We start from the raw sequence: 25,808 nt of genomic DNA on the forward strand, positions 1-25,808 counted from the left end.
AATGGATCATGATTTCCAATCCCAAACTACAATACTCCATTCCATTGGTATTGGGTCAGTAAATCGGTGAATTTCCTTGAATCCTACCCTTTTATGGGCCTGTAAAGAGCGTATATTATTTGTGGCTATTTCAGTAATGACGAAATCAAATTTGTCTGAATGGGTTTCTTTATATTTTTGATATAGGTGGTCAAATACACCCATGCCTCTGAAATCCTTTCCAACACAGACCTGACCGACTACGAGGTAATTATATGCAGAAACCTTTTTTCCCTTAAAATCCAGTTGATCAAACTGATCAAACATAGGTATCAATACAGGTACATCCTCCTTTGAAACCATCGTCATGGCCAATACATAGGCAGCTATCTTTTCTCCTTCTTTGGCGATAATATGAGGGGCAAATCCGTTCATTTTCCGGATATCTTCCAACTTGTGTAGGACCGTCACAAAACCCTGATCTAAGGATTCAAGGGAGTGGAGATGGTTTTCTTTTTGTAACTGAAGGATTCCGTGGAAGTCCTCTTCAGTTTCTGCGGTTTGGTAGGTTAGAGTTTTCATAAAAATTGGAAAAGTTTCCAAATGTAAGGTATTTGAATAAAAAAATATGGCTGATGTATTCTTTTACCCAAACTCCAAAGTAAACACAGTTTGTTTTCCAGGGGCGGATTCTACCTCAAGGCTTCCCTTATGCAGGTTCATGATCTGCCTGGAAATGGCCAGTCCAATTCCACTTCCGGATTTCTTAGTGGTAAAGAAGGGGACAAAAATCCTTTCCAGGGCCTCCGGGACAATTCCTTCACCATGGTCAATTACCTGTATAAAAGGATGGGAGTGGCTATCCATTCCTCCTTTTAAGATGATATTTCGGTTAGTAGCCTTATCCATTGCCTCCTTTGCGTTTTTGACCAAATTGATGAGAATCATCTGAATTAGGTCCTGATCAGCGAGAATTTCCAGGTCCAAGGGATGAAGTTCACATACCAGGTTAATATTGGCTTTTCCTAAATCTTCTTTCAAAAGTACGCGGATGTTCTCAAATAAGGGTTTAACTGCAAATACCTTCAGATCAGGCTGCGGAATATTGGTGTAATCGCGGTAAGCATTGACAAAGTCCACCAATCCTGCACTTCTTTTTGAAATGGTTTCCAGTCCTTCAGAAAGATCCAAATAGCTTTCTTGATCAATTACAAGTGTTCCGTTGTCTTCTTCAATGATATCTTCTTCTAAAATTACACCCAAAGAACTGGCAAGGCTGGCGATAGGTGTCATCGAATTCATGATTTCATGGCGGAGGACTTTGGTCAGGTTTTGCCAGGCCTGCAATTCATTTTTCTGTAATTCACTTTTGATGTTTTGGAAGGAGATCAACGTCCAGCTTTGACCTTCCATTTTAAAAGAGGCGGACTGCACATTCAGGTGGAGGTCCGAATTGATCTTGATGGAGAAAGATCCGCCTGGTTTTAACTGAAGGACATTTTTCAAAAGATCTACCGATAATTTCCCAAGATCATGGATATCTTTGAACTGTGGAATTTGGAGTAATTGCTTAGCCGCTCCATTGATCACCCCGATTTTTCCTTTGCTGTCAAATGAAATGATACCTGTATTAATATGTTGGATCATGATCTGAAGGAAAAGCATTTGTTCTTCCTTTTCTGCCCTGGTTTTTTTAAAAGCTTCAATGACTTCGTTGAAAGACATGTTCATTTCCCGGAAGGACTTTCCCAGCGTACTGTCTTTGGTAAAGGAAGAGGAAAAATCAGAATACCTAATGGATTCTAAAAATCTGGTGATTTTCCTGTTGGTAGTAGTGGCATAAGAAACCAGATTGATGATCAGGATGATCATAATTACTGAAAAGAGAATTCCCTGAATCAAAGATTCCCCTTTAAAATAGAAATAAATGCCAATGTAGGCTACAGCCACCATCAGTAAAACCCTGATAGTAATACCGATTGCAAAGGTTTTAAAGCCCATATCTTTCCAGTCTTCTGTATAGGGAGGAGCGGGTCAGCCCCAATTCTTCTGCGGCCCGGGTTATATGGCCGTTATGCTTTTGAAGGGCCTTCCGTATCAGAATTTTTTCTACATCTTCAATATTCAGATGATCCAAAGAAACCATTTCCTCCTGTTTTTCAGGGGCCATTTGTTTTTGCATAAAAAGATCCTCCGGCTGAAGGACACTATGGGTGGTCATAATTACGGCCCTTTCAATGCTATGCTGCAATTCCCTGATATTACCGGGCCAGTGGTACTTCTGCATTCTTTTGATCAATGCTTCTCCTGCTTTCCTAATATCTTTGTTGTACTTTTTAGCATACATGGCAATAAAATGATCCGCCAATAGCGGAATATCTTCCAGCCTTTCTCTCAAGGGAGGTAGGGTAATTTCTATGGTATTGATTCTGTATAACAAATCCTGCCTAAAGGAATTTTCATACACCATGTTGTGGATAGGCATATTGGTTGCAGAAATCAATCGGATGTTAACCGGGATTGGTTTATTGGCACCTACTCTTGTGACTTCCCTGTTTTGTAGGGCTGCCAGCAATTTGGCCTGCAAAGCCAATGGTAAATTTCCTATTTCATCTAAAAATAAAGTCCCTTTATTGGCCTGCTCAAACCTTCCTGCTCTGTCTTCCTTGGCATCTGTAAAGGAACCTTTTTTATGCCCAAAAAGCTCACTCTCAAAAAGGGTAGTGGTTATTGATCCTAAATCTACACTGACAAATGCTTCCCGATATCTTTTTGAATTCCTATGTATAGCTCTGGCAATCAGTTCTTTTCCTGTTCCATTTTCACCTAAAATTAAAATGTTGGCATCGGTTCCTGCCACCCTTTCTATAGTTTCGAAGACCTTGGTCATGGCCGGACTTTGTCCTATGATATCCTTGAATTTGCTGTCTATATCCTGATAAATCTGTTGCTGCTGGTGTTTCAGTTCGTTCACTTCCAGTTTGGACTGACGCAACTGCAAGGCAGCATTCAAGGTTGCCAGTAGTTTTTCATTCTCCCATGGTTTAAGTACAAAATCAGTAGCCCCCTCTTTAATGGCCTTTACTGCTGTATTCACATCCCCATAAGCTGTAATCAGGACCACTACAGCAGAAGAATCCAGTTCCAAGATACGGTCCAGCCAATAAAACCCTTCCTGACCGCTACTGACATCTTTGGTGAAATTCATATCCAACATGATTACATCATACTGTTCATTGACCATTAATATGGGCAACAGACCTGGGTTGGTTTCTGTATCTACTTGTGCAAAATGCCTTTTCAAAAATATTTTGGCCGCTTTTAAAAGATCCTCATTGTCATCGACAATCAGAATTTTTCCTGTTTTTTGTTCTTTCATAGGTGTAGACTTATGATATTACACATAGAATTCAAGATTTATAGTCCATATTTCAAAATCAAAGCAGTTATTCTTTATTGTGTCATGTTATAAAATTGCCCGACACTTTTTTTATTTTTTATAATTCAGTTCAACCCTGCCTCGCATGCATGCACATTGTGGTTATGTCATGGTACCAATTTCCTAAATCAGACTTCATCCTTCCCACTTAAGACATTACATCATCCAACACCCCACATCCATCATTCTACATCATATTGCCAAAACCTGTACCGAAATGATACAAACGGACAATCTTTTTACAAAAACAGGGATTTGATTGAAATTAAGCCTTTTTTTAAAATGAAGATAATGACTTATAGGGATTTTATTTTGTGCTCTTACTCCTGATTTTGGTCGCTGGCGGACAATTTTGTTCGATATTTTTTCCTATAATTTATGGATTGTGCCAAATCAGGCATTTTTAAAGGGTTTTATGGATGGCATATATTTGGCAAACAAGGATGTGACGAACAATTAAGATTGTCTTTTAAAAAGATTGAAAATGTCAGTAATGGATAGAAAGATCGAGAAAAAGAAATGGACGCCCAAGTTCATAGGAATGATTGTAGGAAGCGCACTACTTGTAGGCTTTATTATATATCAATTGATTTTTGCGGATTCCAGGTCCTCCATGAATGTGAATATGGAAAGGATTACAATTGCCACTGTAAAAGAGGGCGAATTTACAGATTATATTCCTGTAAGTGGAACAATTGAACCTGGAGAGGTATTTTTTCTTGATGCTCTTGAGGGCGGAAATATCCAGAAGATTGTACGCGAATCAGGTGCCTTCGTCAAGGCAGGGGACACTATTTTGATTCTTTCAAATTCCAAACTGCAATTGGAAGTGATGGAAAGGGAATCTGGACTATATTTTCAGTTAAACAATTTAAGGCAGGTACGTTTGCAATTGGATCAGAATGACCTGAACCAACAAGGGCAACTGGCAGAAATAGATTATCAAATTAGTTTACTAAAGCCGCAGTATGAAAGATTCAAAGAGCTTCATGAAAAGAAACTGGTTTCCGATAGGGAATATGAAGAAGTAAGGGAGCAGTATGAATACAATGTAAAAAGAAGAAAACTGACATATGAAGCTTATAGGAACGATTCCATGTCCAGGGTTTTGCAAAAAAGACAGTTGGCAGACTCTGAAAGGAGAATGAATCAATCTCTAAACGGTGTGGGACATATCCTGGACAATTTGGCTGTGAGAGCCCCTATTACCGGTCAACTTTCGACAGAGCAGATTGAAATCGGTCAATCCATCAGTGCCGGTCAAAGATACGGACAGATCGATATTTTGGATAAATTCAAAGTAAGGGTTCCTATAGATGAACTTTACCTGCCAAGAGTAAATACTGGATTGAAGGGTACTTTTTCTTTCTCAGGAGGCACCCATGAAGTGGAGATTGGTAAAATATATCCTACCGTTACAGCGGGAAGGTTCGAAGTGGACATGTTTTTCACAGAAGAGGCACCATCTGGCCTGAGAAGAGGTCAGACTGTAAGAATCAGATTGGAACTGGGAGAGAGTGAGCAGGCTGTGCTTTTGCCAACGGGAGGATTTTATAAAGATACAGGTGGTAACTGGGTATTTGTGGTTAACCAAGAAGCGGGAAAAGCAGAGAAGAGAAATATCCGTCTGGGAAGAAAAAATCCGGAATTCTATGAAGTAATTGAAGGACTACAACCTGGCGACAAAGTCATCGTGAGCGGTTATGAGAACTTCGGTAAAAACGAGGTGTTGAATTTGAAGTGAGACTTTAGATTCAAGAATTAAGATACAAGATACAAGACTCAAGAATCTAGAATCGAGAATCAAAACCTGCTTTCTGTCAGTCAGGAACAAGAAATAAGAAAGAGAAGTGATGGAAGAAAAAATATGGATGATGTTGTCTATAACCACGAAGTGACTGCCTGCCGGCGAGGCAGGGTTAAACCTTGAATACCCCGTATGAAATGCGGGGATGGGGATTGGAAAATCTGATATGGTATTTTCAACCCTAACGGGGTTGAATTAAAAAAATAGATAAAAGTATCAAGTTAAATTAGGAAGTGATAAAAATACAATAAGACAGGCAATCTGAGATTAAGAATTAAGATAGTCTTATATCTTGAATCTTATATCTTCAATCTAAAAAACAAAAAATAAATCCCATGGAAAACATTATCAAAACAACCAACCTAAAAAAACTTTACACCACAGAAGAGGTGGAAACCACTGCTCTGGATGATATCAAGATCGAAATCAAAAAGGGAGAATTTGTTGCCATCATGGGGCCTTCGGGCTGTGGTAAATCCACCTTGTTAAATATTATCGGTTTGCTGGACAATCCTGATGCTGGTGAATATTATTTTATAGGGCAGGAAGTGGCCAAATTTTCTGAAAGACAAAGATCGCAACTGAGGAAAGGTAATATAGGTTTTGTATTTCAGAGCTTTAACCTCATAGACGAACTTACTGTATTTGAAAATGTTGAACTGCCTTTATTATATCTGAAAACTCCGGCTGATGAGCGCAAAAAAAGGGTAGAAGAAGTACTGACCCGAATGAACATTATGCATAGAAAGGACCATTTTCCTCAGCAGCTTTCCGGAGGTCAGCAACAAAGGGTTGCCATAGCCAGGGCCATCGTTGCCAAACCTTCCGTGATCCTTGCTGATGAACCTACAGGTAACCTGGATTCCGCCAATGGAGAGGAAGTAATGAGACTTTTGGAGGAGCTGAATAACGAAGGCACTACTATTGTCATGGTAACCCACTCTCCACATGATGCCAATTATGCCCATCGCATCATCAACTTGTTTGATGGTAAGGTAGTAACCGAGAACATCAGGGAGCAGTTTCATATTTGAAATAACTGAGAGATGTCCGATGACAGATGACCGATGATGACATGCCACATCAGTCATCTGTCTCTTTCCAACTTTATTTTTTTTAACTAACCAATTCCTATCGCCATGCTAACCAACTACCTTAAAATCGCCATCAGAAGTTTCAAAAAGCATAAGTTGACCTTTTCAATCAACTTATTGGGACTCACTATGGGATTGACTACTATGATTCTGATCATGATGTGGGTTAAGGATGAATTGGGAATTAACAGATACCATGAACTTGGAGATAGAATTTATACTGTTTTAACCAACCATGATAATTCTACAGGCATTGTTACTATAGCAATTACTCCGGCCGAGATGGCAGAAGCCATGAGGACCGAGCTTTCCCAAGTAGAAAAAGCTGCTGGCTATTCTCCATTTATTGAAGATGTTTCTTTTGATAATGAGGGCGAAATCCATATTTCAGATGGTTTATTCGTGGACCAGGAATACTTGGATATGTTTAGCATTGAATTTTTGGAAGGGGATAAAAATAAAGCCTTAAATGACCTGAATTCGCTGGTTATTTCAGAATCAACTGCATTAAAAATATTTGGTTCAACCAAAGGAGTAGTGGGGAAAACACTGAAATGGTCAGTATTTGAATTTGGAAATGATGTCATGGTAAGCGGGGTGTATAAAGATTTTGGAGAAAAGGATGTGGTTAAACCTCAGTTTCTATTGGCCTTCCCATATTTTAAAAAAATGCTCGGTGATGGTGCTCATTGGGATAATTTTAATGCAGGAACATTTTTGTTGTTAAAAGAAGGGACCGATATAGAGGCTTTTAATTCACAGATAAAAGACTTCATAAAAACCAAAAAAGCAGAAAGTAACGTAACTCCTTTTATTCAGGGGTTTGAGGATACTTATTTATATGGAGTTTATGAAAATGGTAAGGTAGTAGGGGGAAGGATCAATTATGTTTGGATTTTTTCTGGCATAGCCTTATTTATTTTAATGATTGCCTGTATCAACTTTATGAACCTGACTACTGCGAGGACCATGAAAAGGGTCAAAGAAATTGGGGTCAAAAAATCCATGGGCGCCAGTAGAAGGATTTTGTTCGGTCAATTTATGGTAGAAACTTTTTTGCTAACTTTTTTTGCATTGCTTGCAGCACTGGTTTTGGCTTCCTTACTTCAGCCCATTTTCAATCAAATATCGATGAAGGAACTGAGATTGGAATTTGATTTAACTTTGATTCTGTTTTTGGTTTCGGTTTGGATACTTACAGGACTGATGTCGGGGATTTATCCAGCTGTCTATCTATCACAATTAAGACCTATACAAATTCTTAAAAGCAATGTCAAAGGTAGTTATGGAGAACTTTTGGCAAGAAAGGGATTGGTGGTTTTCCAGTTTTCGGTTTCTCTTCTTTTGATAATTGGAATTTTGGTAATTGGGAGGCAGATGTCATTTATTCAAAACCAAAATCTAGGTTATAAACAATCCAATTTGCTTCAGATCAGTTCTTCCTCACTTTCGGTTTCCCAATTAAAACTGTTTTTAGAACAGGCAAAAACATTGCCGGGTGTTGAAAATGCATCTAGTTTATCCCATCCACTGATCGGCTTGATGAGTTCTACCATAGGGTTGACCTGGGAAGGTAAAAACCCTGATGAACAGGTGAAATTTGAAAATATCACAGTCAATATGGATTTGATTGAAACCATGGGATTCCAGATTCTAGAGGGGAGATCATTTTCAAGAGAATTCGGAGATGAAAAGAACAAGATCATCCTCAACGAAGAAGCCCTTACTGTGATTGGATTGGAAGAGCCAATAGGTGCCACTGTCAATCTTTGGGGAAAGGATATGGAAGTAATTGGGGTATTGAAAAATTTTCATTTTGAGTCCCTGAAAGAAAAGGTGAAACCAGCCTTTTTAAAGTATGATGATTCATTTATGCAAAAAATAATTCTTCGTATTGATGGTGATAGGCAATTAGAAACTATTGCTTCTGTTTCAGAACTATTTGAGAATCTTTTCTTTCAAAGTATGGATTACAGCTTCATGGATGATGATTTTCAGACACTTTATGTTCAGGAAGAACGAGTTTCAAAACTTGCCAAGTATTTTGGGTCCGTTGCTATATTTCTTTCTTGTTTGGGTTTATTTGGATTGGCAGCATTTACTGTAGAAAACCGCAAAAAAGAAATTGGGGTAAGAAAAGTCCTTGGAGCATCCATAAAATCCATCCTCTATCTGATTGTCAAAGACTTTGTCTTATTGGTAATGGTTTCGATTTTGGTGATGATTCCTTTGGCATGGTATCTATCCAACTACTGGTTGCAACAGTATGCCTATAAAATCAACCTCAGTTGGTGGATTTTTGCCGGAGCTGCTGCAATAATACTGCTAATTGCATTGCTTACTGTCATTTTTCAGGCCTTCAAGGCGGCAACAAATAACCCTATCAATTCGATCGTATCTGAGTAGAAAAACCTAAAAAAGAAATTTTGAAATGATTCTGCCCACAACATAATTATAAACCACTATGTATTCCAACTACTTCAAAATAGCACTTAGAAGCTTCAGTAAGCACAAACTTACCTTCTTCATTAACTTATTTGGTTTGGCATTGGGTCTTTGGGCCACCATTTCCATTGGCATCTGGGTAAAGAGTGAACTGAACATGAACCGGTCTTTTGCTGAAATTGATCAGGTGTACCGGATTATGGAACACCAGCGGTACGGTTCGGATATTTTTACAACAACTTCCACTCCTGGAGTATTGGCACCGGTCTTAAAGGAGGAATTTCCAGAGGTAGAGCGCTCCGCCTGTTATTCCTGGAATGAACCGGCATTGTTTGTTTTGGAAGATAGAAGAATCAATCTTGATGGATTTTATGCTGAGCCGGATTACCTACATATAATGCAATATGAGTTTTTGCACGGGGAAAGGGATTTGGCTTTGACAGAAATAAACCATGTGGTATTGACCAAGGAGGCAGCAATTAAGCTTTTTGGAAAAACAGATGTGATAGGAGAAACCGTTTTGTTGAAGGAAACTGATGGGGAAGAACTCTTCAAGGTAATGGGGGTAGTCAATATAAATGCCCAAGATGTCAGTGGGACTTTTGAATATATTCTCCCTTTCAAATTCATGTTTGACAAACCTTATAATGGATGGCTGAAACATTGGGGGAACAATGGCCCGAGCACCATAGTAAAATTAAATAAGAGTGCAAATGGGAAGGAATTTTCTGAAAAAATTGTGGATTTTATTGCAGAGAGAAATGAAGGCAGCAATGTGAAATTGTTTGCTTATCCCCAAAAGGATCTTTACCTCTATGGTAAATTTACTGATGGTCTACAACAGGGGGGAAGGATAGAATATGTCAAGTTGTTTTCAGTTATTGGGCTTTTTGTCCTTTTGATTGCCTGCATCAATTTTATGAACCTTTCCACTGCCAAATCACAAAAAAGATCCAAAGAAGTAGGGGTTAGAAAAGTGGTAGGCGCAGAAAAAAAAGAGCTGGTTTACCAGTTTTTAACCGAGTCTTTATTGATTTCAATTATTGCAGGACTCATAGCTCTGGTTTTGGTGGAATTAACGCTTCCCATATTAAATAACCTGACCAATAAAGTCATGACTTTACCCTATGGAGATTGGGTTTTCTGGGGACAATTGTTTGCTGTTCTGATTGTTACCGGAATTGTAGCAGGAAGTTATCCGGCATTTTACCTTTCAGCCACAAAAGTGGTTTCTGTATTCCGCAATTTCACAAAATCGGGTAAAGGTGTGGTGGTTGCCAGAAAGGGATTGGTTTTATTTCAATTTGTTTTGGCCACCATGCTCATTCTTGCCACTATTGTAGTTTACAAACAGATCAATTATGCCTTGAATAAGGACCTTGGATACAATAAAGACCAATTGCTTATGATTCAGTTGGAGGGAAAACTGTTTCATAATTTTGATATTTATCGTGGGGAATTGGAAAAATTGCCCGAAGTGCAATCCGTTACCCGATCAACCCATTCCTTCTTGGGAAGAAATTCCAACACGGGGAGTATTTCTTGGGAAGGGAAAGACCCTGATTTCAATGCGCTTTTTGAAATCATGAGAGTGGATTATGGCTTCATTGAGACTATGGGATTGAAACTTATTCAAGGAGAGGATTTTTCAGTTGATAGGGTTACAGATTCTATTGGAAAGGCTATCATCAATCGCAGAGCTTATGAACTCATCACTCAGGATAATCAAAATGCAACCAGCTTCAGTTGGGACGATGAAATCCAAATATTAGGAGTAGTAGAGGATTTCCATTTCCAGAGTTTCCACCAGGGTATGGAGCCAGCCATTATTTACCTTGACCCGACTTTTGCCTCTAAGGCTTTTATCAAAGTCTCACCTGAGAATATAAGAGAAACCTTAGCGGAAATCCAAAAGGTGACTGAATCTTTTGAACCCTTATTCCCATTCCAATATAGTTTTATGGATGAAAATTATTCCAGGTTGTATGACGAAGATGTCCGTACCCGGGAATTGGCCAAATATTTCAGCATCCTGACCATCTTGATTTCCTGTTTGGGGCTCTTTGGTTTATCTGCCCATATAGCAGAACAAAAAACCAAAGAAATCGGAATCAGAAAAGTTCTCGGCGCTTCTACCATGTCTATACTTCATGTTATTAATAGGGAATTCATTTTGGTTGTATCATTATCTATTCTGATCGGTTCCGGAATTGCTTATTGGCTAATGCAGGATTGGTTATCAGGATATGCCTACAGGATTGAATTTGAATGGTGGTTTATACCTTTGGCTGCCTTTGTTATACTCTCTATTGCTTATTTGACAGTAAGTTTGCAGGCTTTGAAGGCAGCAAATATCAATCCTTCAAGTACGTTGAAGAGTGAGTAATTATCCTATTTGATAAAATAGGCAGAATTAAGGGGGGGAGATGGTGTAATTTACCTTCTGCTTTTGCCTTTTCTTTATATCTCAATATTTAATTAAATTCAGATATGGAAAAGGGCGATAGCAAAAATTTGGTCAAAGAGCCTGATCTGAGTTATGGTAATTATACTTATGCTGATTACCTGACCTGGGAGATGGAAGAAATGGTAGAGCTTATCAAAGGAAAAGTCTTTAAAAAGGCTGCAGCAGCTCCAAGAAGAATCCACCAATGGTTGACAGGTAATTTATATACTGAAATGAATTTGTTTTTGAAAGGCAAACAATGTCAGGCCTATATTGCCCCTTTTGATGTTAGACTTCCGATCAATTCAAAGAAAGACGATAAAATTTCCACTGTTGTCCAGCCTGACATCTGTGTGGTTTGCGATATGGATAAGCTGGATGATAGAGGTTGTATCGGTGCCCCGGACTTGGTGGTGGAAGTACTTTCCCCTGGCAACAAGCAGGTTGAACTCCAGCACAAATACCAGGTCTATGAAGAATCAGGAGTAAAGGAATATTGGCTGGTGGACCCTGAAGGACAGACACTTTTGATCTATACTTTGATCCATGGCAGATACCAAGCCTCCCGATTGATGACCACTGGGGATATCGTAAAATCATCAGTCATTTTGGGATTTGAGTTGGATTTAGAGGTGTTTTTTGCTGAAATCAAGTGAAATACTCCCAAAGGGATGGAAATTCTCAGGGATTATTTCCACTCTATACACTCCATATCGTTCAATTCAGGACCGCCGCCCCGATTGGCACTGCCGGCAGCAACATAAATTTTACCTTTCCAATATATTACCCCTGTACCATGTCTGCCTTGGTTTAGATCGGGCAGGCGTGACCAGGTTTCATCTCGTATATCCAAAACCTCCACTTCTGAATGGGAAGGAACCTGAGTGGCACTTTCACCATTGATGACCAATAAATAGGGGTCTTTCCCAATACTGGAAGTCCCCCCTCTTGGGGTAGGTAATCCTGTCTTTACCGTAGACCAGGTATAGTTGTTGAAATCAAAATAGTCTACTTCAGAAATAGTCAGTTCCAGCACCTTTCCGATTTCAGCATGTGAAGTTCTGCCACCGGCCACATAGGCCCGGTCTCCAACCATAGAGGCTGAAAAATGATCTCTTGGCCTAGGTGCATCCGGAAGGATTTTCCATTCCCCTGTTTTTGGGTCAAATTCATCGAACCAAGGCACAAATCCATTCCAATGACCATCTACGATACCACAGACCATATAAATTTTGTCTCCTCGGGTAAACACACCAGCAGACCCTCTACGTCTGTTCTCAGGGATTTCCGGACCCTTTCTCCAGGTGTTGTCCGCAGGGTTGAAAATCAAAAACTCAGGTATTGGGGTTTCATGGGGATAAGGACCTGTAAAGGCCCCTATGACATAAATTTCATGGTTATAGGAAATGGCCTGAAAATGGTGAAACTCCATGGGACTGTCTGCCAGCACAGTCCAGGTATTCGTTTCAGGATCGTAAACTTCTATAGGCCTTGTTCCCCGTCCTCCCAAGGCATAGAATTTTCCGTCACACTCTACCAGTGAATTTTCATGCCTGGGCACGGCATCATTAGAGGCTTTCAACTTTTTCCAATTGGCTCCGATAGTCTGGGCAAATGAAACTGAAGAAACTAGCATGAGTATAGAAAAAAGACAGGATTTAAGCATGATTGAATGGAAAATAAGTTGATTAATAAAATTAAAGTTTTTTGACATCATTGGCAAAATGAAATCAGGATGATGGTTATTTTTATTTTTTAATTCGAAGTTGTAAGTCTCTGGAAATCAAGAACTGGTTAAATATCGGTATTTCCTCATTGATCAGTTTTTTATATTGTACCTGTATATCATCCAGTTGTTTTCTGAAAAGGGTATACACCTCTACCTGCTGATTGGTGGGCTTGAAATCTGCCCCAAAACCTCCCACATCACTTGCCAAAGCACTGACTCTACCATAGAGTTTCATTGGGCTCCTGAATGCGTCTTCACGGGCTCCGGTCAAATTAATATCAAAAAGTTCTCCCTCTACTTTTAATATTTTGGACTCAAGTTCCTTGATTTTGGACTCCAATTCTTTATCCTCCTTTAATACTATCAGTTCTTCAAGTTCTTTTCGGATTTCTTCAATTTCATTAATAGTGGTAACCACTTCATCCATGGCCTGATTGAGTTTTAAAGAGAATGCCACTTGCTTTTCTATATCTTCAATAGTGCCTGCTGAATTGGGGTCTTTCAGTACATTGATTAGTTGATTGCTTGTTTTTCCATCTGCTGTGATTCTGATTTCATATTCTCCAGGAACTACTCTAGGCCCAAACTGACCTCTGTAAAGATCCAGATCCCATGTAACCAATGGCCTAAATTCCCTACCTTCCAACTTTACCCAAGGTTTATCAGGAGGTGCTACCAATAACTTGGGTTCAAGGGTAGGCTCATACCTCAGGTCCCACCAAACCCTATTAACTCCTGCATCTTTCTTACCGGAAATAGTTCTGATTATCGTTCCGTCTTTTTTGAGAATTTCTATTTTAACCTGGTTTGCAGGTGACTTCAGGTAATAATTGACATCCATCCCGTAAGTTGGATTGCTGCCTGTTGTCATGGTCCTTCCTTCTGTTTTAATTCCTTGGACTTCATGAAATCTATAAGCGGGTCTTTGGTTGAAGAGATGAAGGTCCTTAGAAAGTATTGCTTCATCCAATTCCTGGATAGGGGTAATGTCATCCAGGATATAGAATCCTCTTCCATAAGTTCCTATGACCATATCCCTAAAATCTTCCTGAATGGTGAGCCAATAAATTGGAGCAGGAGGAAGGTTATTTCTTAACCTAAACCAAGTTTTGCCATCATCTTTTGAAATATAAAGACCTTTGTCTGTACCCGCATAAAGCAATCCGGGAACAATTGGATCTTCTCTGGTTACATGAACAAAAGAGGATTCAGACCTTTCGATACCTGCAGAAATTTTCACCCATGTTTTTCCATAATCATTTGTTTTATAAATATGGGGGTCAAAATCTCCCAGTTGATGTGCATCAACCGTGACGTAAGCTGCACCGGCTTTATGTCGGGAAGGTTCTATACTGGAGATGGTTCCAAGTTCCGGTTTGCCTGGCATATTATCGGTAACATTAACCCAATTTTTACCTCCATCACGAGTTACATGAACCAAACCATCATTGGAGCCTACCCAGATCAAACCATCTTCCAAATGGGATTCTGCAATGGCAAAAAGGACTGAAGCATCAAAAGTCATGAGATTATCAACTGCGATACCTCCTGAGGACTGTTGATGGGATTTATCATTTCTTGTCAGGTCCGGGCTTATGATTTTCCAACTTTGACCGTAATCTTCTGTCATATGGACAAATTGGCTTCCTACATAAACCCTTTTATGAAAATGTGGACTTATAAAAATAGGGAAGGACCAATGCCATCTATATTTAAGGTCTTTTGGTGCCCAACCATAACCTGCCTCAGGCCAAACCCTAACATCCCTCGCATGACCTGTTTTTAAGTCATAAACCTGAAGTCCACCATCATAACACCCTGACCAAACGATGTTGTTGTCAACAGGGTCAGGAATAGCCCAGCCACTTTCGCATCCCCCCACTGCGTGCCAAAGACCTAAGGGAATACTCCCTTGTCTACTGTTGCTTGGACCTCGGTAAGAATAACCATCCTGCCTGTTGCCATAAACATTATAGGGTACCTGATTATCCGTCCAAACATGGTACATTTGTGCATTTGGGAAAACAAACTGCTTATAACTCTGTTGCTTATTCCAAGTCATTCCCATACCGCCATCATGTGCCACTAATATCCTATTTGCATTTAAAGGATCAATCCAAATATCATGATTGTCTCCTCCTGCTCTATATCCTGCCTGAGCCAGGGTTTTTCCTCCATCTTTTGAAGTGCTGAATTTGACAGAGGCAAAATAGATTTCATCAGGATCGTCTGTGGACACCCTAAGCCTGGTGTAATAAGGAGCCCGTTCATTGATTGTATGGTTAATCATGGTCAATTCCCATGAATCACCTCCATCAGTAGATTTCCAAAGCTGTGGGCTGTCCATTTCAAAGAGGGCATACACCACATCAGGATTGCTGAAGGATAAGGCAACGGAGGATTTACCAACAGGATTTTTATCCCCACCCGGCAAGCCTTTGTTTTTCATGGGCTCCCAGGTTTTTCCACCATCCAAAGTTCTATAAATACCCCCTCCAGGCCCTCCACTGTTCAGACCCCATGTTTTGATGTCAACAGACCAAAATGCCGCAAAAATAACGTCCGGATTCTTTGGGTTCATGGCAAGATCCACGGCTCCCGTTCCTTCGTCCACAAACAGGACATTTTCCCAAGTTTTTCCACCATCAATGGTTTTATACACCCCTCTTTCTTTCTGAGGCCCGTAGGTATGACCAAGTCCAGCAACATATACTACGTCATCATTTCTGGGATCAATTGCTATTTGTCCTATTCTGGCTGTTTCCTTGAGTCCCATATGCTCAAAGGATTTTCCGGAATCAGTTGATTTATAAATGCCATTTCCCATAGCATGGGCTGGTCTGATGAGAAAAGTCTCTCCGGTTCCAACCCATAAATGATCAGGATTACTTGGAGCCAAAGCCAATGCAGAAACTGAAGATATGTCCTGTTCATCAAAAATTGAGTTCCAGGTTCCTCCTCCATCTTCCGTCTTAAACAATCCTCCGGACGCCATACCAACATACATGACCAGATTATTTCCAGGTTCCCCGCAAACGGCAATCGTCCGGTTACCATCAGGGCCAATGAACCTAAAATCCAGTTGTTTAAAATGAGATTCATGGACTTTTTGTTGAGCATGGAGGGTATTGGAATAAACCAATAAGAAACTCAGGAGAAAATAGAAGTATTGCATGGTATAAGTAGGAACTGTGTTTCAACTAGGATTCTTGGAATTGTATTTTGGCATTAAAAGAAGTATAAAATTGTTTGATTTATTTGGGTTCGTCAGCAATTGTGTTTAGTCATCGTATTTCGATCTACTAACCGCACCTCTTAAAAGAATTACATCAAAAATCCATTTTCTACAGGAAAGGGTTCAGGAATATTGTCATCATTTATCATTTCCCTAAGGTCTATTTCAATGGATCGTGTTATGGATGATATGGGTACGTCATTATAATTTCCCTCAAAGGGATTTTCAGAGTAATCACCGATTCTTTCCATGAGAAAGAAAATCCAGATAATCAAACCAGAAAGGGGGATCGTCATCCAGATCCAGAGTTCAGTCGAAGTAATGAAAATATCCAACAGACCAAAAGGGATCAAAGCGCAGAAAAAATAGGTAATCCATAGGGCTACAGATGCATATTGCCTTGGTAATGGGAAATTTTTTATGCGTTCAGCCATTCCCTGATCATCATAAAGTTTGCTTATGATCTGATGAAGCCAAACATGTTTATATTCACTGATGATGCCTTCTGCATGTAACTTTTTGATTTCTTCAGCTTGTTTTTTGAGAATTTGGGAAGGAATATTGGATTTGGTTTTATATTGTTCCAACTCTCCTGCATTTAAATAGACCAATAGTTCTTTATCCAGACCATTTTGTAAAATTTCATAATAGGTCGGAACGAAAACCAAGTTTTTAGGACCAAAATTATGTTCCCATGATTTTCTTTTTCGAAGCGCATATCTTAAGGAAATTATCCATGCGAGATGCCTGTAAATAAGATCTTTTTTTAATTGATCATAAGACTCTCCTTCTTTTTCATTCAATAAGGTAAGGATTGCAGTGGCAAAAGTCCTGCTGTCATTAACAATAGCTCCCCATATTTTTCTGGCTTCCCATGTTCTATCGTATGAACTGTTGTTTTTGAATCCGAGATAAAATGCCACTGCAATACCGATAACACTGAGGGGTTCCCATGGCAAGGTAAACCCTATTCCGGTTATTTTATAAATAAAAATTATTATTGAAGAATAGAATAATCCGTATAAAAATGACTTTTTGGACCATTTGAATGTCATCCAAAGACCATAATTTCTTTTTACATACATCTCATGAAATCCTGTTTAAATTGTGAAGTGAATAAAATTAATTATTTCATTAATATTTTCAATTTAACACATACAGCAGAATTATTCTGCAATTGGGAAGAAATTATTAGCTGGAATATTTTTTAAAACTGACCGCCTGCGCACAAAATTGTCCGAGTTAGTAAGAATCTGAAATTAAAACATGGCAATTTTAGAAAAACAGGCCATTTTTCAGTGGCATAACTCTTGGCATTTGGGAATATGTTGAGCAGGATGAGAAAATGGAAATCACTTGTTTTAAGGATTGAGAACAGGAAACTTATTTACAGAAAAATTGATGGTAATTAAGGAATAATTCATTTTTTAAAAACTGGTTCATATTGTGATTTTGAATTTCCTCATAGTAAACTCAGCAAAAGATTGAAATTATTCATCTTCAAAAAAATTTGAGAAATATGTGGAAAAATTATTTCAAAATTGGTCTTCGAAACCTGATTAAGAATAAGGCCTATACTTCAATCAATCTTTTTGGACTTACAGTAGGTGTAGCTGCGTCCATCCTTCTGTTTTTTTATATACAGCATCAATTGAGTGTAGACAAATTCCATGAATACAAAGATTCCGTATTCAGGGTATTGAGGACATTTAAAGACGGGGAGGAAGTAAAGCTTTCCCCTTCTTTACCATTGGCACTAAAACCTGTTTTGGAATCCAACTTTGCAGGGGAAATGGTATATACCAATATTCTTCCCAATAATTTTTTAGTCAAAACCGAAGAGGGGGATGGTTTTAGGCAGGAGGTGACTATGGTCAGTCCTGCATTTTTTGAGATGTTTACTTTTAGGATGCTTCAAGGAACTTATCCAAAAAATTCTGAGGGAAGGTCCGAAGTGGTATTGGCGGAGGAGACAGCAAAGAGGTATTTCGGTGAATCTGACCCTATTGGTAAAGACTTATTAATCCGCTTGGCAGAAGATTTTATCACATTTAAGGTGATCGGAATTATTGAAAATAAGCCCAGAAATTCCAGTTTGGGCTATGAAGTGCTCATTTTGGATGACAATGTGGATGTACTTTATACCCCACAGCAGATTGAACATTGGCATATGGCCTTTGGGGATGCTTACCTGATGGTAAAGGAAAAAACAAATTCCGGGGACTTTGAATCCGTTATGACCGCTTATATGCAAAGGCTTTTCAGTGATAGGGAAGATCCCATTGATTATAATTTTTCCCTCCAGCCATTAGAAGACATTTACCTGAACACAGAAATCGGCCCTGGTTCAGCCGCCAATTTAAATCCCAAAATACTTTGGGTATTGAGCGGGATTGGGGTATTGATCATTTTGATTGCCTGTATCAATTTTACCACTATGTCCATAGGTAACTCAGCCAGCCGTGCCCGTGAAGTGGGGGTTAGAAAAACAATGGGAGCTGACAAGTCCCAACTCTTTGGGCAATTTATGTCTGAATCTGTTATTTTAACTTTGGCTGCTTTGGTCTTGGGGGGTGTATTAGCCACTTTGTTGCTTCCGGTTTTCAATCAATGGATGGCAACAGAAATGCTTATTAATTTTTCGTGGGAACAAATTGGAGTAATTGTGGGACTTGGAATCGTGATAGCCCTGTTGGCTGGTTCATATCCTTCTATTTTCCTTGCTTCGTTTTTACCCATTCAAGTTCTTAAATCCAATTTGAACCTGAAATTCGGGAAGCAAAACCTAAGGATGACTTTACTTGGATTCCAGTTTTTTATTTCAATTTTTCTGATCACCTGCACGATTATCATGCACAGGCAAATGAGAACTATTGAGGACCATGAATTGGGTATACATCATCAATCCATAGTACAGGTAAATGTCCCTCCTCCGGCTTCACATGGTCTGGCTGATTTTATCAACAAAGGATTTGATTATGGACAAACTTTTAAAAATGAGCTTCTCAAATTTCCTGAGGTTGAAAAAGTGTCCATTGCCACTGGTATATATGGGGATAATTCCTGGTTTCAGGCTGGATATGAGACTCCAGAAGATCAAGAAATCAATTTCAGCATCAATATAGTGGACGAGGATTTTGTAGAGGTATTTGGTTTGGAAATAATAGAGGGAAGGAATTTTTCCGCCAATATCCTTTCAGATAAAAAGGGTGGGTTTTTATTGAACGAATCTATGAAAAATGCCTTAGGCTGGAATTCAGTGTTGGACAATAGCATGGAGAGCAAAAGAGGATTTCCAGATAACAGAGCAGTTGGATTGTTAAAAGACTTCCACTTTGAAAGTTTGTACAAACCAATTACCCCAGGAATTTTGGTGTTAAGTCATGAAAACATCTTTAGTGGTCTTCATAGTTTGATGATGAGCGATGACCTTACCCCCAAAATATTTGTAAAAGTCCAGACAAGTGAATTACAGGAAACAATTGGAAAAATGGAGGACACCTGGAGAGGGTTGTACGGCAGCGATCCATTTGACTACAGTTTCTTAGACGATACTATTGCAAGGCAGTATGCGAAAGATCAAAGCCTTCGGTCGTTGGTGACAGCTTCATCATTGATAGCCATAATCATAGCAGGCATGGGACTTTTTGCCATGGCTTCTTTGGCAATTAGTACCAGGATTAAAGAAATCGGAATCCGAAAGGTATTAGGAGCAAGTGCAATGGAAATTTCTATACTGTTTAATAAGGAATTTCTGAAAATTACAATAATTGGGATATTGATGGCCTTACCCTTGAGTTATTTCCTGATGAAGGAATGGCTTAACGAATTTGCAGTGCGGACACAATTGGGAGCAGGAACCTTTCTCTTTGCTACTGCACTGGGACTGACATTTTCCATTCTGATAGTGAGTTTGCAGACCATAAATGCTTCCGGGATGAATCCGGTGAATAATCTTAAGAGCGATTGATTATATTAAAAAGCGAGTCAATAGATGCGAGAGACTAGAATGGAAAGCTTAGATGTGGTAAGTCGGATATCAGAAGGAGGATTTTGGAAATTTGGGATTATAGAAAAAAGAAAAAAAGGACAAGTATAAAGGGCTAAGGCATGTTTGCCATAGGGGGCAAGTCATAAAAACGAAAAACATAAACATTCAAAATTCATGCTTAGAAATTACCTCACCATTGCTTGGAGATCTCTGAAGAACAATAAGGGATTTTCCTTTATCAATATTTCCGGATTGGCTGTTGGAATGGCAGGGGCAATTCTGATCATGTTATGGATACACTATGAAAGGAGTTTTGATCAATTTCACGATAAAGTGGATAGGCTTTATGAGGTTTGGAATCAGACAGATTTCAATGGTGAATTGAGGTCATGGAGTTATACACCAAAACCCCTTGGACCAATTTTGGGAAGTGAGTATCCAGAAGTCGCAGCCTTCACGCGCTATCAATATCCATACAACATGCTGGTCGCATACGGAGATCAAAAGCTCATGGAAGAATTAACGGTTTTGGATCCCGGGTTTTTCACCATGTTTGATTTTCCTTTGATAAAAGGCGACCCTTCTAATGTTTTTTCAAGACCAGAATCCTTAGTTCTGACCGAAGATGCTGCAAAAAGGCTTTTTGGTGAGGAAGATCCCCTCGGAAAAGTAGTACTTTTTGATAACCAGGTATCGCTTGTAGTTTCGGGTGTTTTGGCAAATTTTCCAGCAAACACAGATTTTAAATTTGATATAGCTGTTCCCTGGGCGCTTTATAAGCAGCTGGGCTATGAAGATGATTTTTGGGGAAACAATTCGGTTAAGACATATATAGAACTTCAACCGGAAGTCAGTCTTGAAACCGCGAGTGCTAACCTTAAAGGAGTGACGAAAAAATATTCCGAAGAGGAAAATGACCTTATCCTACATCCGGTTTCCAAAATGCATCTATATGACCATTATGAAAACGGTGTCTTAGCTGAAGGCAAAATGCAATTGGTCAGACAGTTTTTTTGGATAGCTGTTCTCATTTTAATAATTGCCTGCATCAATTTCATGAACCTTAGCACTGCCCGTAGTGAAAAGAGGGCCAAAGAAGTCGGAATCCGTAAACTTTCCGGCGCTGGCAGGGAAAAATTGATTTTTCAGTTTATCGGTGAATCGATGATCGTTGCCATCATAGCTTCCGCTTTTGCACTAGTCTTTGTAGAATTCCTGATGCCTTATTTCAACAACCTTATGGGAACCTCTTTTGTCCTTCCCTTTGGAAATCCGATATTTTGGCTTTTGTTGTTTGGGTTTATTTTTCTTACCGGACTGACTGCAGGTTCCTATCCTGCGTTTTTTCTTTCTGCTTTTGTTCCTGCCAAAGTACTCAAAGGTAAGATTAGCTCACCTAGGTCTGCATTTTCGCTAAGAAAGATTTTGGTTGTTACCCAATTTACTTTTGCAGTGATACTGATTGCGGCCACATTGGTAATCAAGTCCCAAATTGATCATGGACAAAACCGCAACGCAGGCTACGATAGGGAACAGTTAGTTTACTACATTTTGACCGAAGATCTTTCCAGGAATTATGAAACTTTCCGGAATGAATTGCTTTCTTCAGGAGCAGCTTTAGCCCTTTCTCGGACCATGTCACCCATGTCCTCCACTTGGAGCAATACTTGGGGGATGTCCTGGCAAGGGAAAGATCCCAACCAAACCATCACTGTGGAAAGATTCAGTTCAGATGCTGATTTAATCCAAACCGCAGGACTTCGGTTGGTTGAAGGAAGGGATATTGACATATTCCATCACGTCTCTGATTCTAATGCCGTGCTCCTCAACCAAACTGCGGTTGAAGTGATGGGTTTTGAAGAAGCTATTGGCCAATTGATTCAGGACAATGGGAAGGATTGGAATGTGGTGGGAGTGGTGGAGGATTTCATTCTCAATTCCCCCTTTACAAAAGTCAATCCCTTAGTGATATTTGGACCTGATAGTTGGTATAATGTGCTGCATGTACGTCTCAATCCGGTAAATGCCGTGGGGGACAACCTTGCCACTCTGGAAACCATATTCAAGAAATTCAATCCTAGCTTTCCATATCAATACACATTTGTGGACCATGAATATGCTGCAAAATTTCAGAGCGAAGAACGGGTCGGTATGCTTACACTTTGGTTTTCAGGCCTGGCTATTTTCATTTCCTGTTTGGGACTGTTTGGCTTGGCAGCATTTATGGCCGAACAGAGGATGAAGGAAATCAGTGTTAGAAAAGTATTGGGAGCCTCTTCTTCCCGTGTAGTAGCTTTGCTGACAACAGATTTTGTCAAATTGGTGGTGATTTCATTGATCATTGCATTACCTGTTTCCTGGTATTTTATGAATGAATGGCTACAGGATTTCAGCTACCGGATTGAACTGGATGTTTGGATTTTCCTGGGCGTTGCCTTTATCACTTTAACAATAGCGGTTATCACCGTAAGTTCCCAAGCCCTGAAGGCAGCTTGGTCCAATCCGGTAGATGCCTTGAAAGGGGAGTAGCAGCGGGAATTGAGAGTGAAGAATGATGAATTTAGAGTGAAGAATTAAGAATTTCGGATTTCGGAAATCGGATTTCGGAAGTACGTTTTAAACGATTAGAAACATTGAACAGTCTCCATTTGGATCCTTTGCTTATTGATATTAATGTAAAAAGAAACTTAGAATCAATGATAACCTGACAACTTAGACAACAACGACAACCCAATAACTCTTGCCACTACAGCCCAGAAATATTCAACCAATCACTATAATCCTACAATCCCATGACTCACATCGCTATACCCATCCCAACAGGTTCCGGAAAACAGGAAATCAACATTGAAGTGACCATCAACAACCAAAAGCAGTCTCTCCATTATAAGGTGGAACTGTTTTACTGGGACGATTGCCAAAACCCCAATGGGCACAGGGCGGATTGTATTTCAGAAATGTTGGCTCATCATGACCCAAAATGGGCGCTTTATTGCATAGGTGCTCCAACAGATAAGTTTGTTCCTATCACCTTTGTAGAAAGAAAAAGGGGAATAAGTTAAAATATTTCAATTTTGAGAACTTAATACCCAATCAACATGAGCTAAAGAGACATGATCCATAACCAGTTCAAAATCGCAATAAGGAACCTTCTGAAGCAAAAACTTTATGCTTCCATCAACATCTTAGGATTGGCAGTCGGGATTGCTAGTTGTATTTTGATTGTACTTTTTATCCAACATGAGTTTTCTTATGATAAATTTTTTAAGGATTACCAAAGAATTTACAGGATGTCCTTGGAGCGTATATACCCCAATCATTCTACCTATTATGCCATAGTACCTCATTCCTTTGGCAAAGTAGCCAAAGCATCTTTTGAGGAAATTGAGGATTTTACTGTTTCCTCAAGGTTTCCTAATGTAGAATTGACTTATGAAAATGAAAGGGGGGAAGAAATCAGATTTGATGAAGAAATGATATTGGCAGGAGACAGTTTATTTTTCAGGGTTTTTGATTTCAAAATTCTAAATGGAAAGACCGAAAATCTTCTCTCACTTGCCAATGAAATGGTAGTTACCCAAGAATTTGCGCAAAGGTTCTTTGGCGATATAGATCCCATAGGTAAAGTTTTAAAAATTGGTGAAAACTTGGAATTTATAGTATCAGCGGTCATGCAGGATGTTCCAGAAAACTCACACTTTAAATTCAGTGCTGTAATATCCAACCTTGGCCTTCCTTTTTTGCAGCAGGAAAATTTCACTTCTTTTTCTGCCTATACTTTTTTTAAGCTTAGAGAAGGTGTGGATCCGGTTTCATTGGAAGCCAAAATTCCACAATTGGTGGATACTTATGCCGCAGGACAGATTGAAAGGGAATTGGGAAAGTCATGGGCAGATTATAAAAATGCAGGAAATGGCTATCGTTATTTTTTACAACCGATTTCTGAAATCCATTTGTATCCCAGCTTTATAGAAGCACAATTGAAACCGGGAGGTAATATCACTTCTGTCTATATTTTAATTGCTGTCGCAATTTTGATTTTGGGGATAGCCAGCATTAATTTCATGAACCTTTCCATAGCCCGTTCTTCAGAAAGGGCAAAAGAAGTTGGAATCAGGAAGGTGTTAGGTTCCTTTCGGACTCAGTTGATTGGCCAATTCCTTATTGAGGCAATAATTCTCAGTGGAATTGGGGTTTTCCTTGCTTTGGCAATTGCACAAATTGTATTGCCTTATTTCAATGACCTAACTGAAAGACATATTACTTTTCCTTTTTCTGTTGCCACTATAGGTGTGTTTTTGTTAATCGTCATTATTGTAGGTTTTTTAGCAGGGATGTATCCTGCATTGGTTCTTTCCTCCTTTAAACCCACTGAGGTGATGAAGGGAAAATTTGTAAGTAGCCAAAAGGGGCAATGGATCAGAAATGGCTTGGTGGTATTCCAGTTCTGGATATCCATAATCCTGATCATTGGGACTTTTGTGATCCGGAATCAAATGCATTATTTGCAATCAGTGTCTCTTGGATTTGATAAAGAGCATGTACTCATGGTAGAAAGAGGTTTCAGTTATGGACCCCAAAAAATTAAAACATTTGTAGAAGAAATCAGGAAATTTCCGGAGGTAGAAAACGCAAGCTATACCTTTGCCGCTCCAGGGGAGGAGTCCTCTTTCTTTGGTGTAATGTATCAGCCTGAAGGTGCGTCTGAGTTATTAACTGCCAAATCCATGGTAATTGCTGATGGGGCTATGGAGACTTTGGGACTGGAATTAATAGCAGGGAGGGGATTTGAGGAATCCACCCAGGATTCTTTATACTTGATTTTGAATGAAACCGCCACCAGATTGCTTGAAATAAATGATCCCATAGGGGTTAAGCTTTCGGAAGTTCAAGATGGACCCGATGGTCCTGTTACCATTTCGAGAACTGTAATTGGTGTAGTAAAAGACTTTAATTTTATATCACTTAGAGATGAAATCACCCCTTTGGTTCTCCAGAATGTTGAAAGTTTTGGACAGGAAGTAGGAGGGCAATATGTGCTTGCCAGAATCAAACCCAACGAAACCCAAGCTGCGATCAACGCGATTGAAGCTAAATGGAAGGAAATTGATCCAAGCCAGGAATTTAAATTTTCCTTTTTGGATGAGAGGTTGAACAATTTATATGAGCAGGAAAAGCAAACAGGCAGGATTTTTTCAATCTTTTCGGTTTTGGCAATTTTCGTTTCTTGTATTGGTTTGTTTGCTCTTTCAGCCTACATTACAAGTCTACGGACCAAAGAAATCGGAGTCAGGAAAGTTTTGGGAGCTTCAGTGGGAGGTGTAGTTCTCATGTTGAGTAAGGACTTCAGTAAAATGGTGCTGATTGCCTTTGTATTTGCAGCACCTGTGGCTTGGTGGGTAATGGAAAAATGGTGGCTTCAGAGTTTTGCATACAGGGTCAATGTAAGTTTATGGGCGATTTTGGTTTCAGGTGTTTTGGTGTTTTTACTTGCTTGGTTGACTGTTAGTTACCAGTCATATAAAGCGGCCAGCATCAATCCAGTAAATAGTTTAAAAAGTTAGTTTTCGGACTGTTTTTTATGGGCAAAGGTGAATCAACCGCTTATAAATTGAGGACTGTAAGTTATTATCTAAGTCTTCT

Annotated in this window: 15 protein-coding genes; 9 read left to right on the forward strand and 6 right to left on the reverse strand. The window is 39.3% G+C overall.

The features are described 5' to 3' along the window. Nucleotides 1-6: 6 nt before the first annotated feature. From ACFSKV_RS04630 to ACFSKV_RS04640, 3 genes are all read right to left on the reverse strand, one after another. On the reverse strand, nucleotides 7-561 hold the full coding sequence (locus ACFSKV_RS04630; RefSeq protein WP_380800711.1) for a GNAT family N-acetyltransferase: 555 nt from the start codon (nucleotides 559-561) through the stop codon (nucleotides 7-9). Nucleotides 562-624: 63 nt separating this feature from the next. Then, the gene (locus ACFSKV_RS04635; RefSeq protein WP_380800713.1) at nucleotides 625-1,980 is read right to left on the reverse strand and encodes a sensor histidine kinase; all 1,356 of its coding nucleotides are present in this window, start codon (nucleotides 1,978-1,980) and stop codon (nucleotides 625-627) included. Then, entirely contained in the window at nucleotides 1,970-3,358 is a 1,389-nt protein-coding gene (locus ACFSKV_RS04640; RefSeq protein ID WP_380800714.1) for a sigma-54-dependent transcriptional regulator, read from the reverse strand. The genes ACFSKV_RS04635 and ACFSKV_RS04640 overlap by 11 nt, the downstream gene beginning before the upstream one ends. Nucleotides 3,359-3,911: 553 nt before the next feature. Here ACFSKV_RS04640 and ACFSKV_RS04645 point away from each other — a divergent pair. The 5 genes from ACFSKV_RS04645 (at nucleotide 3,912) to ACFSKV_RS04665 (ending at nucleotide 11,866) form a co-directional block, all read left to right on the forward strand. Next, nucleotides 3,912-5,162 carry an efflux RND transporter periplasmic adaptor subunit gene (locus ACFSKV_RS04645; protein WP_380800715.1) on the forward strand — a complete coding sequence of 417 codons (1,251 nt, stop codon included), beginning with the start codon at nucleotides 3,912-3,914 and terminating at the stop codon, nucleotides 5,160-5,162. 398 nt (nucleotides 5,163-5,560) lie between these two features. Next, on the forward strand, nucleotides 5,561-6,259 hold the full coding sequence (locus ACFSKV_RS04650; RefSeq protein WP_380800717.1) for an ABC transporter ATP-binding protein: 699 nt from the start codon (nucleotides 5,561-5,563) through the stop codon (nucleotides 6,257-6,259). Between the two features lie 105 nt (nucleotides 6,260-6,364). Further along, nucleotides 6,365-8,725 (forward strand): ABC transporter permease, encoded by a 2,361-nt coding sequence (locus tag ACFSKV_RS04655; protein ID WP_380800718.1) that lies wholly within the window; start codon nucleotides 6,365-6,367, stop codon nucleotides 8,723-8,725. 58 nt (nucleotides 8,726-8,783) lie between these two features. Continuing rightward, complete coding sequence (locus ACFSKV_RS04660) at nucleotides 8,784-11,150, forward strand: ABC transporter permease (protein WP_380800719.1); 2,367 nt, start codon at nucleotides 8,784-8,786, stop codon at nucleotides 11,148-11,150. A gap of 104 nt (nucleotides 11,151-11,254) precedes the next feature. Further along, complete coding sequence (locus ACFSKV_RS04665) at nucleotides 11,255-11,866, forward strand: Uma2 family endonuclease (protein ID WP_380800720.1); 612 nt, start codon at nucleotides 11,255-11,257, stop codon at nucleotides 11,864-11,866. 32 nt (nucleotides 11,867-11,898) lie between these two features. Here the strand turns inward: ACFSKV_RS04665 and ACFSKV_RS04670 are convergent, their stop codons facing one another. The 3 genes from ACFSKV_RS04670 to ACFSKV_RS04680 all read right to left on the reverse strand — a co-directional run bounded on the left by ACFSKV_RS04670 (nucleotide 11,899) and on the right by ACFSKV_RS04680 (nucleotide 17,259). After that, a complete protein-coding gene (locus tag ACFSKV_RS04670) occupies nucleotides 11,899-12,876 on the reverse strand; it encodes a Kelch repeat-containing protein (RefSeq protein ID WP_380800721.1) in 978 nt (325 codons plus the stop codon). Nucleotides 12,877-12,958: 82 nt separating this feature from the next. Further along, nucleotides 12,959-16,114 carry a VPS10 domain-containing protein gene (locus tag ACFSKV_RS04675; RefSeq protein WP_380800722.1) on the reverse strand — a complete coding sequence of 1,052 codons (3,156 nt, stop codon included), beginning with the start codon at nucleotides 16,112-16,114 and terminating at the stop codon, nucleotides 12,959-12,961. Nucleotides 16,115-16,263: 149 nt separating this feature from the next. Next, complete coding sequence (locus tag ACFSKV_RS04680) at nucleotides 16,264-17,259, reverse strand: bestrophin family protein (RefSeq protein WP_380800723.1); 996 nt, start codon at nucleotides 17,257-17,259, stop codon at nucleotides 16,264-16,266. A 434-nt stretch (nucleotides 17,260-17,693) separates the two neighbouring features. Between ACFSKV_RS04680 and ACFSKV_RS04685 the strand changes: the two genes are divergently transcribed. From ACFSKV_RS04685 to ACFSKV_RS04700, 4 genes are all read left to right on the forward strand, one after another. Then, nucleotides 17,694-20,144 (forward strand): ABC transporter permease, encoded by a 2,451-nt coding sequence (locus tag ACFSKV_RS04685; protein ID WP_380800724.1) that lies wholly within the window; start codon nucleotides 17,694-17,696, stop codon nucleotides 20,142-20,144. Between the two features lie 195 nt (nucleotides 20,145-20,339). Then, entirely contained in the window at nucleotides 20,340-22,694 is a 2,355-nt protein-coding gene (locus ACFSKV_RS04690) for an ABC transporter permease (RefSeq protein WP_380800725.1), read from the forward strand. A 263-nt stretch (nucleotides 22,695-22,957) separates the two neighbouring features. Then, complete coding sequence (locus tag ACFSKV_RS04695; protein ID WP_380800726.1) at nucleotides 22,958-23,227, forward strand: hypothetical protein; 270 nt, start codon at nucleotides 22,958-22,960, stop codon at nucleotides 23,225-23,227. Nucleotides 23,228-23,278: 51 nt separating this feature from the next. Further along, nucleotides 23,279-25,729, forward strand: coding sequence for an ABC transporter permease (locus tag ACFSKV_RS04700; RefSeq protein ID WP_380800728.1), 2,451 nt, complete (start codon nucleotides 23,279-23,281; stop codon nucleotides 25,727-25,729). The last annotated feature ends 79 nt before the right edge of the window (nucleotides 25,730-25,808 follow it).

The sequence above is a fragment of the Shivajiella indica genome (genome assembly GCF_042683085.1).
GTDB lineage: Bacteria > Bacteroidota > Bacteroidia > Cytophagales > Cyclobacteriaceae > Shivajiella > Shivajiella indica.

Bases quoted from the DNA above. Each gene is read 5' to 3' on its own strand.
- ACFSKV_RS04630 (WP_380800711.1), bottom strand. From the start codon at position 561: ATGAAAACTCTAACCTACCAAACCGCAGAAACTGAAGAGGACTTCCAC.
- ACFSKV_RS04635 (WP_380800713.1), bottom strand. From the start codon at position 1,980: ATGGGCTTTAAAACCTTTGCAATCGGTATTACTATCAGGGTTTTACTG.
- ACFSKV_RS04640 (WP_380800714.1), bottom strand. From the start codon at position 3,358: ATGAAAGAACAAAAAACAGGAAAAATTCTGATTGTCGATGACAATGAG.
- ACFSKV_RS04645 (WP_380800715.1), top strand. From the start codon at position 3,912: ATGGATAGAAAGATCGAGAAAAAGAAATGGACGCCCAAGTTCATAGGA.
- ACFSKV_RS04650 (WP_380800717.1), top strand. From the start codon at position 5,561: ATGGAAAACATTATCAAAACAACCAACCTAAAAAAACTTTACACCACA.
- ACFSKV_RS04655 (WP_380800718.1), top strand. From the start codon at position 6,365: ATGCTAACCAACTACCTTAAAATCGCCATCAGAAGTTTCAAAAAGCAT.
- ACFSKV_RS04660 (WP_380800719.1), top strand. From the start codon at position 8,784: ATGTATTCCAACTACTTCAAAATAGCACTTAGAAGCTTCAGTAAGCAC.
- ACFSKV_RS04665 (WP_380800720.1), top strand. From the start codon at position 11,255: ATGGAAAAGGGCGATAGCAAAAATTTGGTCAAAGAGCCTGATCTGAGT.
- ACFSKV_RS04670 (WP_380800721.1), bottom strand. From the start codon at position 12,876: ATGCTTAAATCCTGTCTTTTTTCTATACTCATGCTAGTTTCTTCAGTT.
- ACFSKV_RS04675 (WP_380800722.1), bottom strand. From the start codon at position 16,114: ATGCAATACTTCTATTTTCTCCTGAGTTTCTTATTGGTTTATTCCAAT.
- ACFSKV_RS04680 (WP_380800723.1), bottom strand. From the start codon at position 17,259: ATGTATGTAAAAAGAAATTATGGTCTTTGGATGACATTCAAATGGTCC.
- ACFSKV_RS04685 (WP_380800724.1), top strand. From the start codon at position 17,694: ATGTGGAAAAATTATTTCAAAATTGGTCTTCGAAACCTGATTAAGAAT.
- ACFSKV_RS04690 (WP_380800725.1), top strand. From the start codon at position 20,340: ATGCTTAGAAATTACCTCACCATTGCTTGGAGATCTCTGAAGAACAAT.
- ACFSKV_RS04695 (WP_380800726.1), top strand. From the start codon at position 22,958: ATGACTCACATCGCTATACCCATCCCAACAGGTTCCGGAAAACAGGAA.
- ACFSKV_RS04700 (WP_380800728.1), top strand. From the start codon at position 23,279: ATGATCCATAACCAGTTCAAAATCGCAATAAGGAACCTTCTGAAGCAA.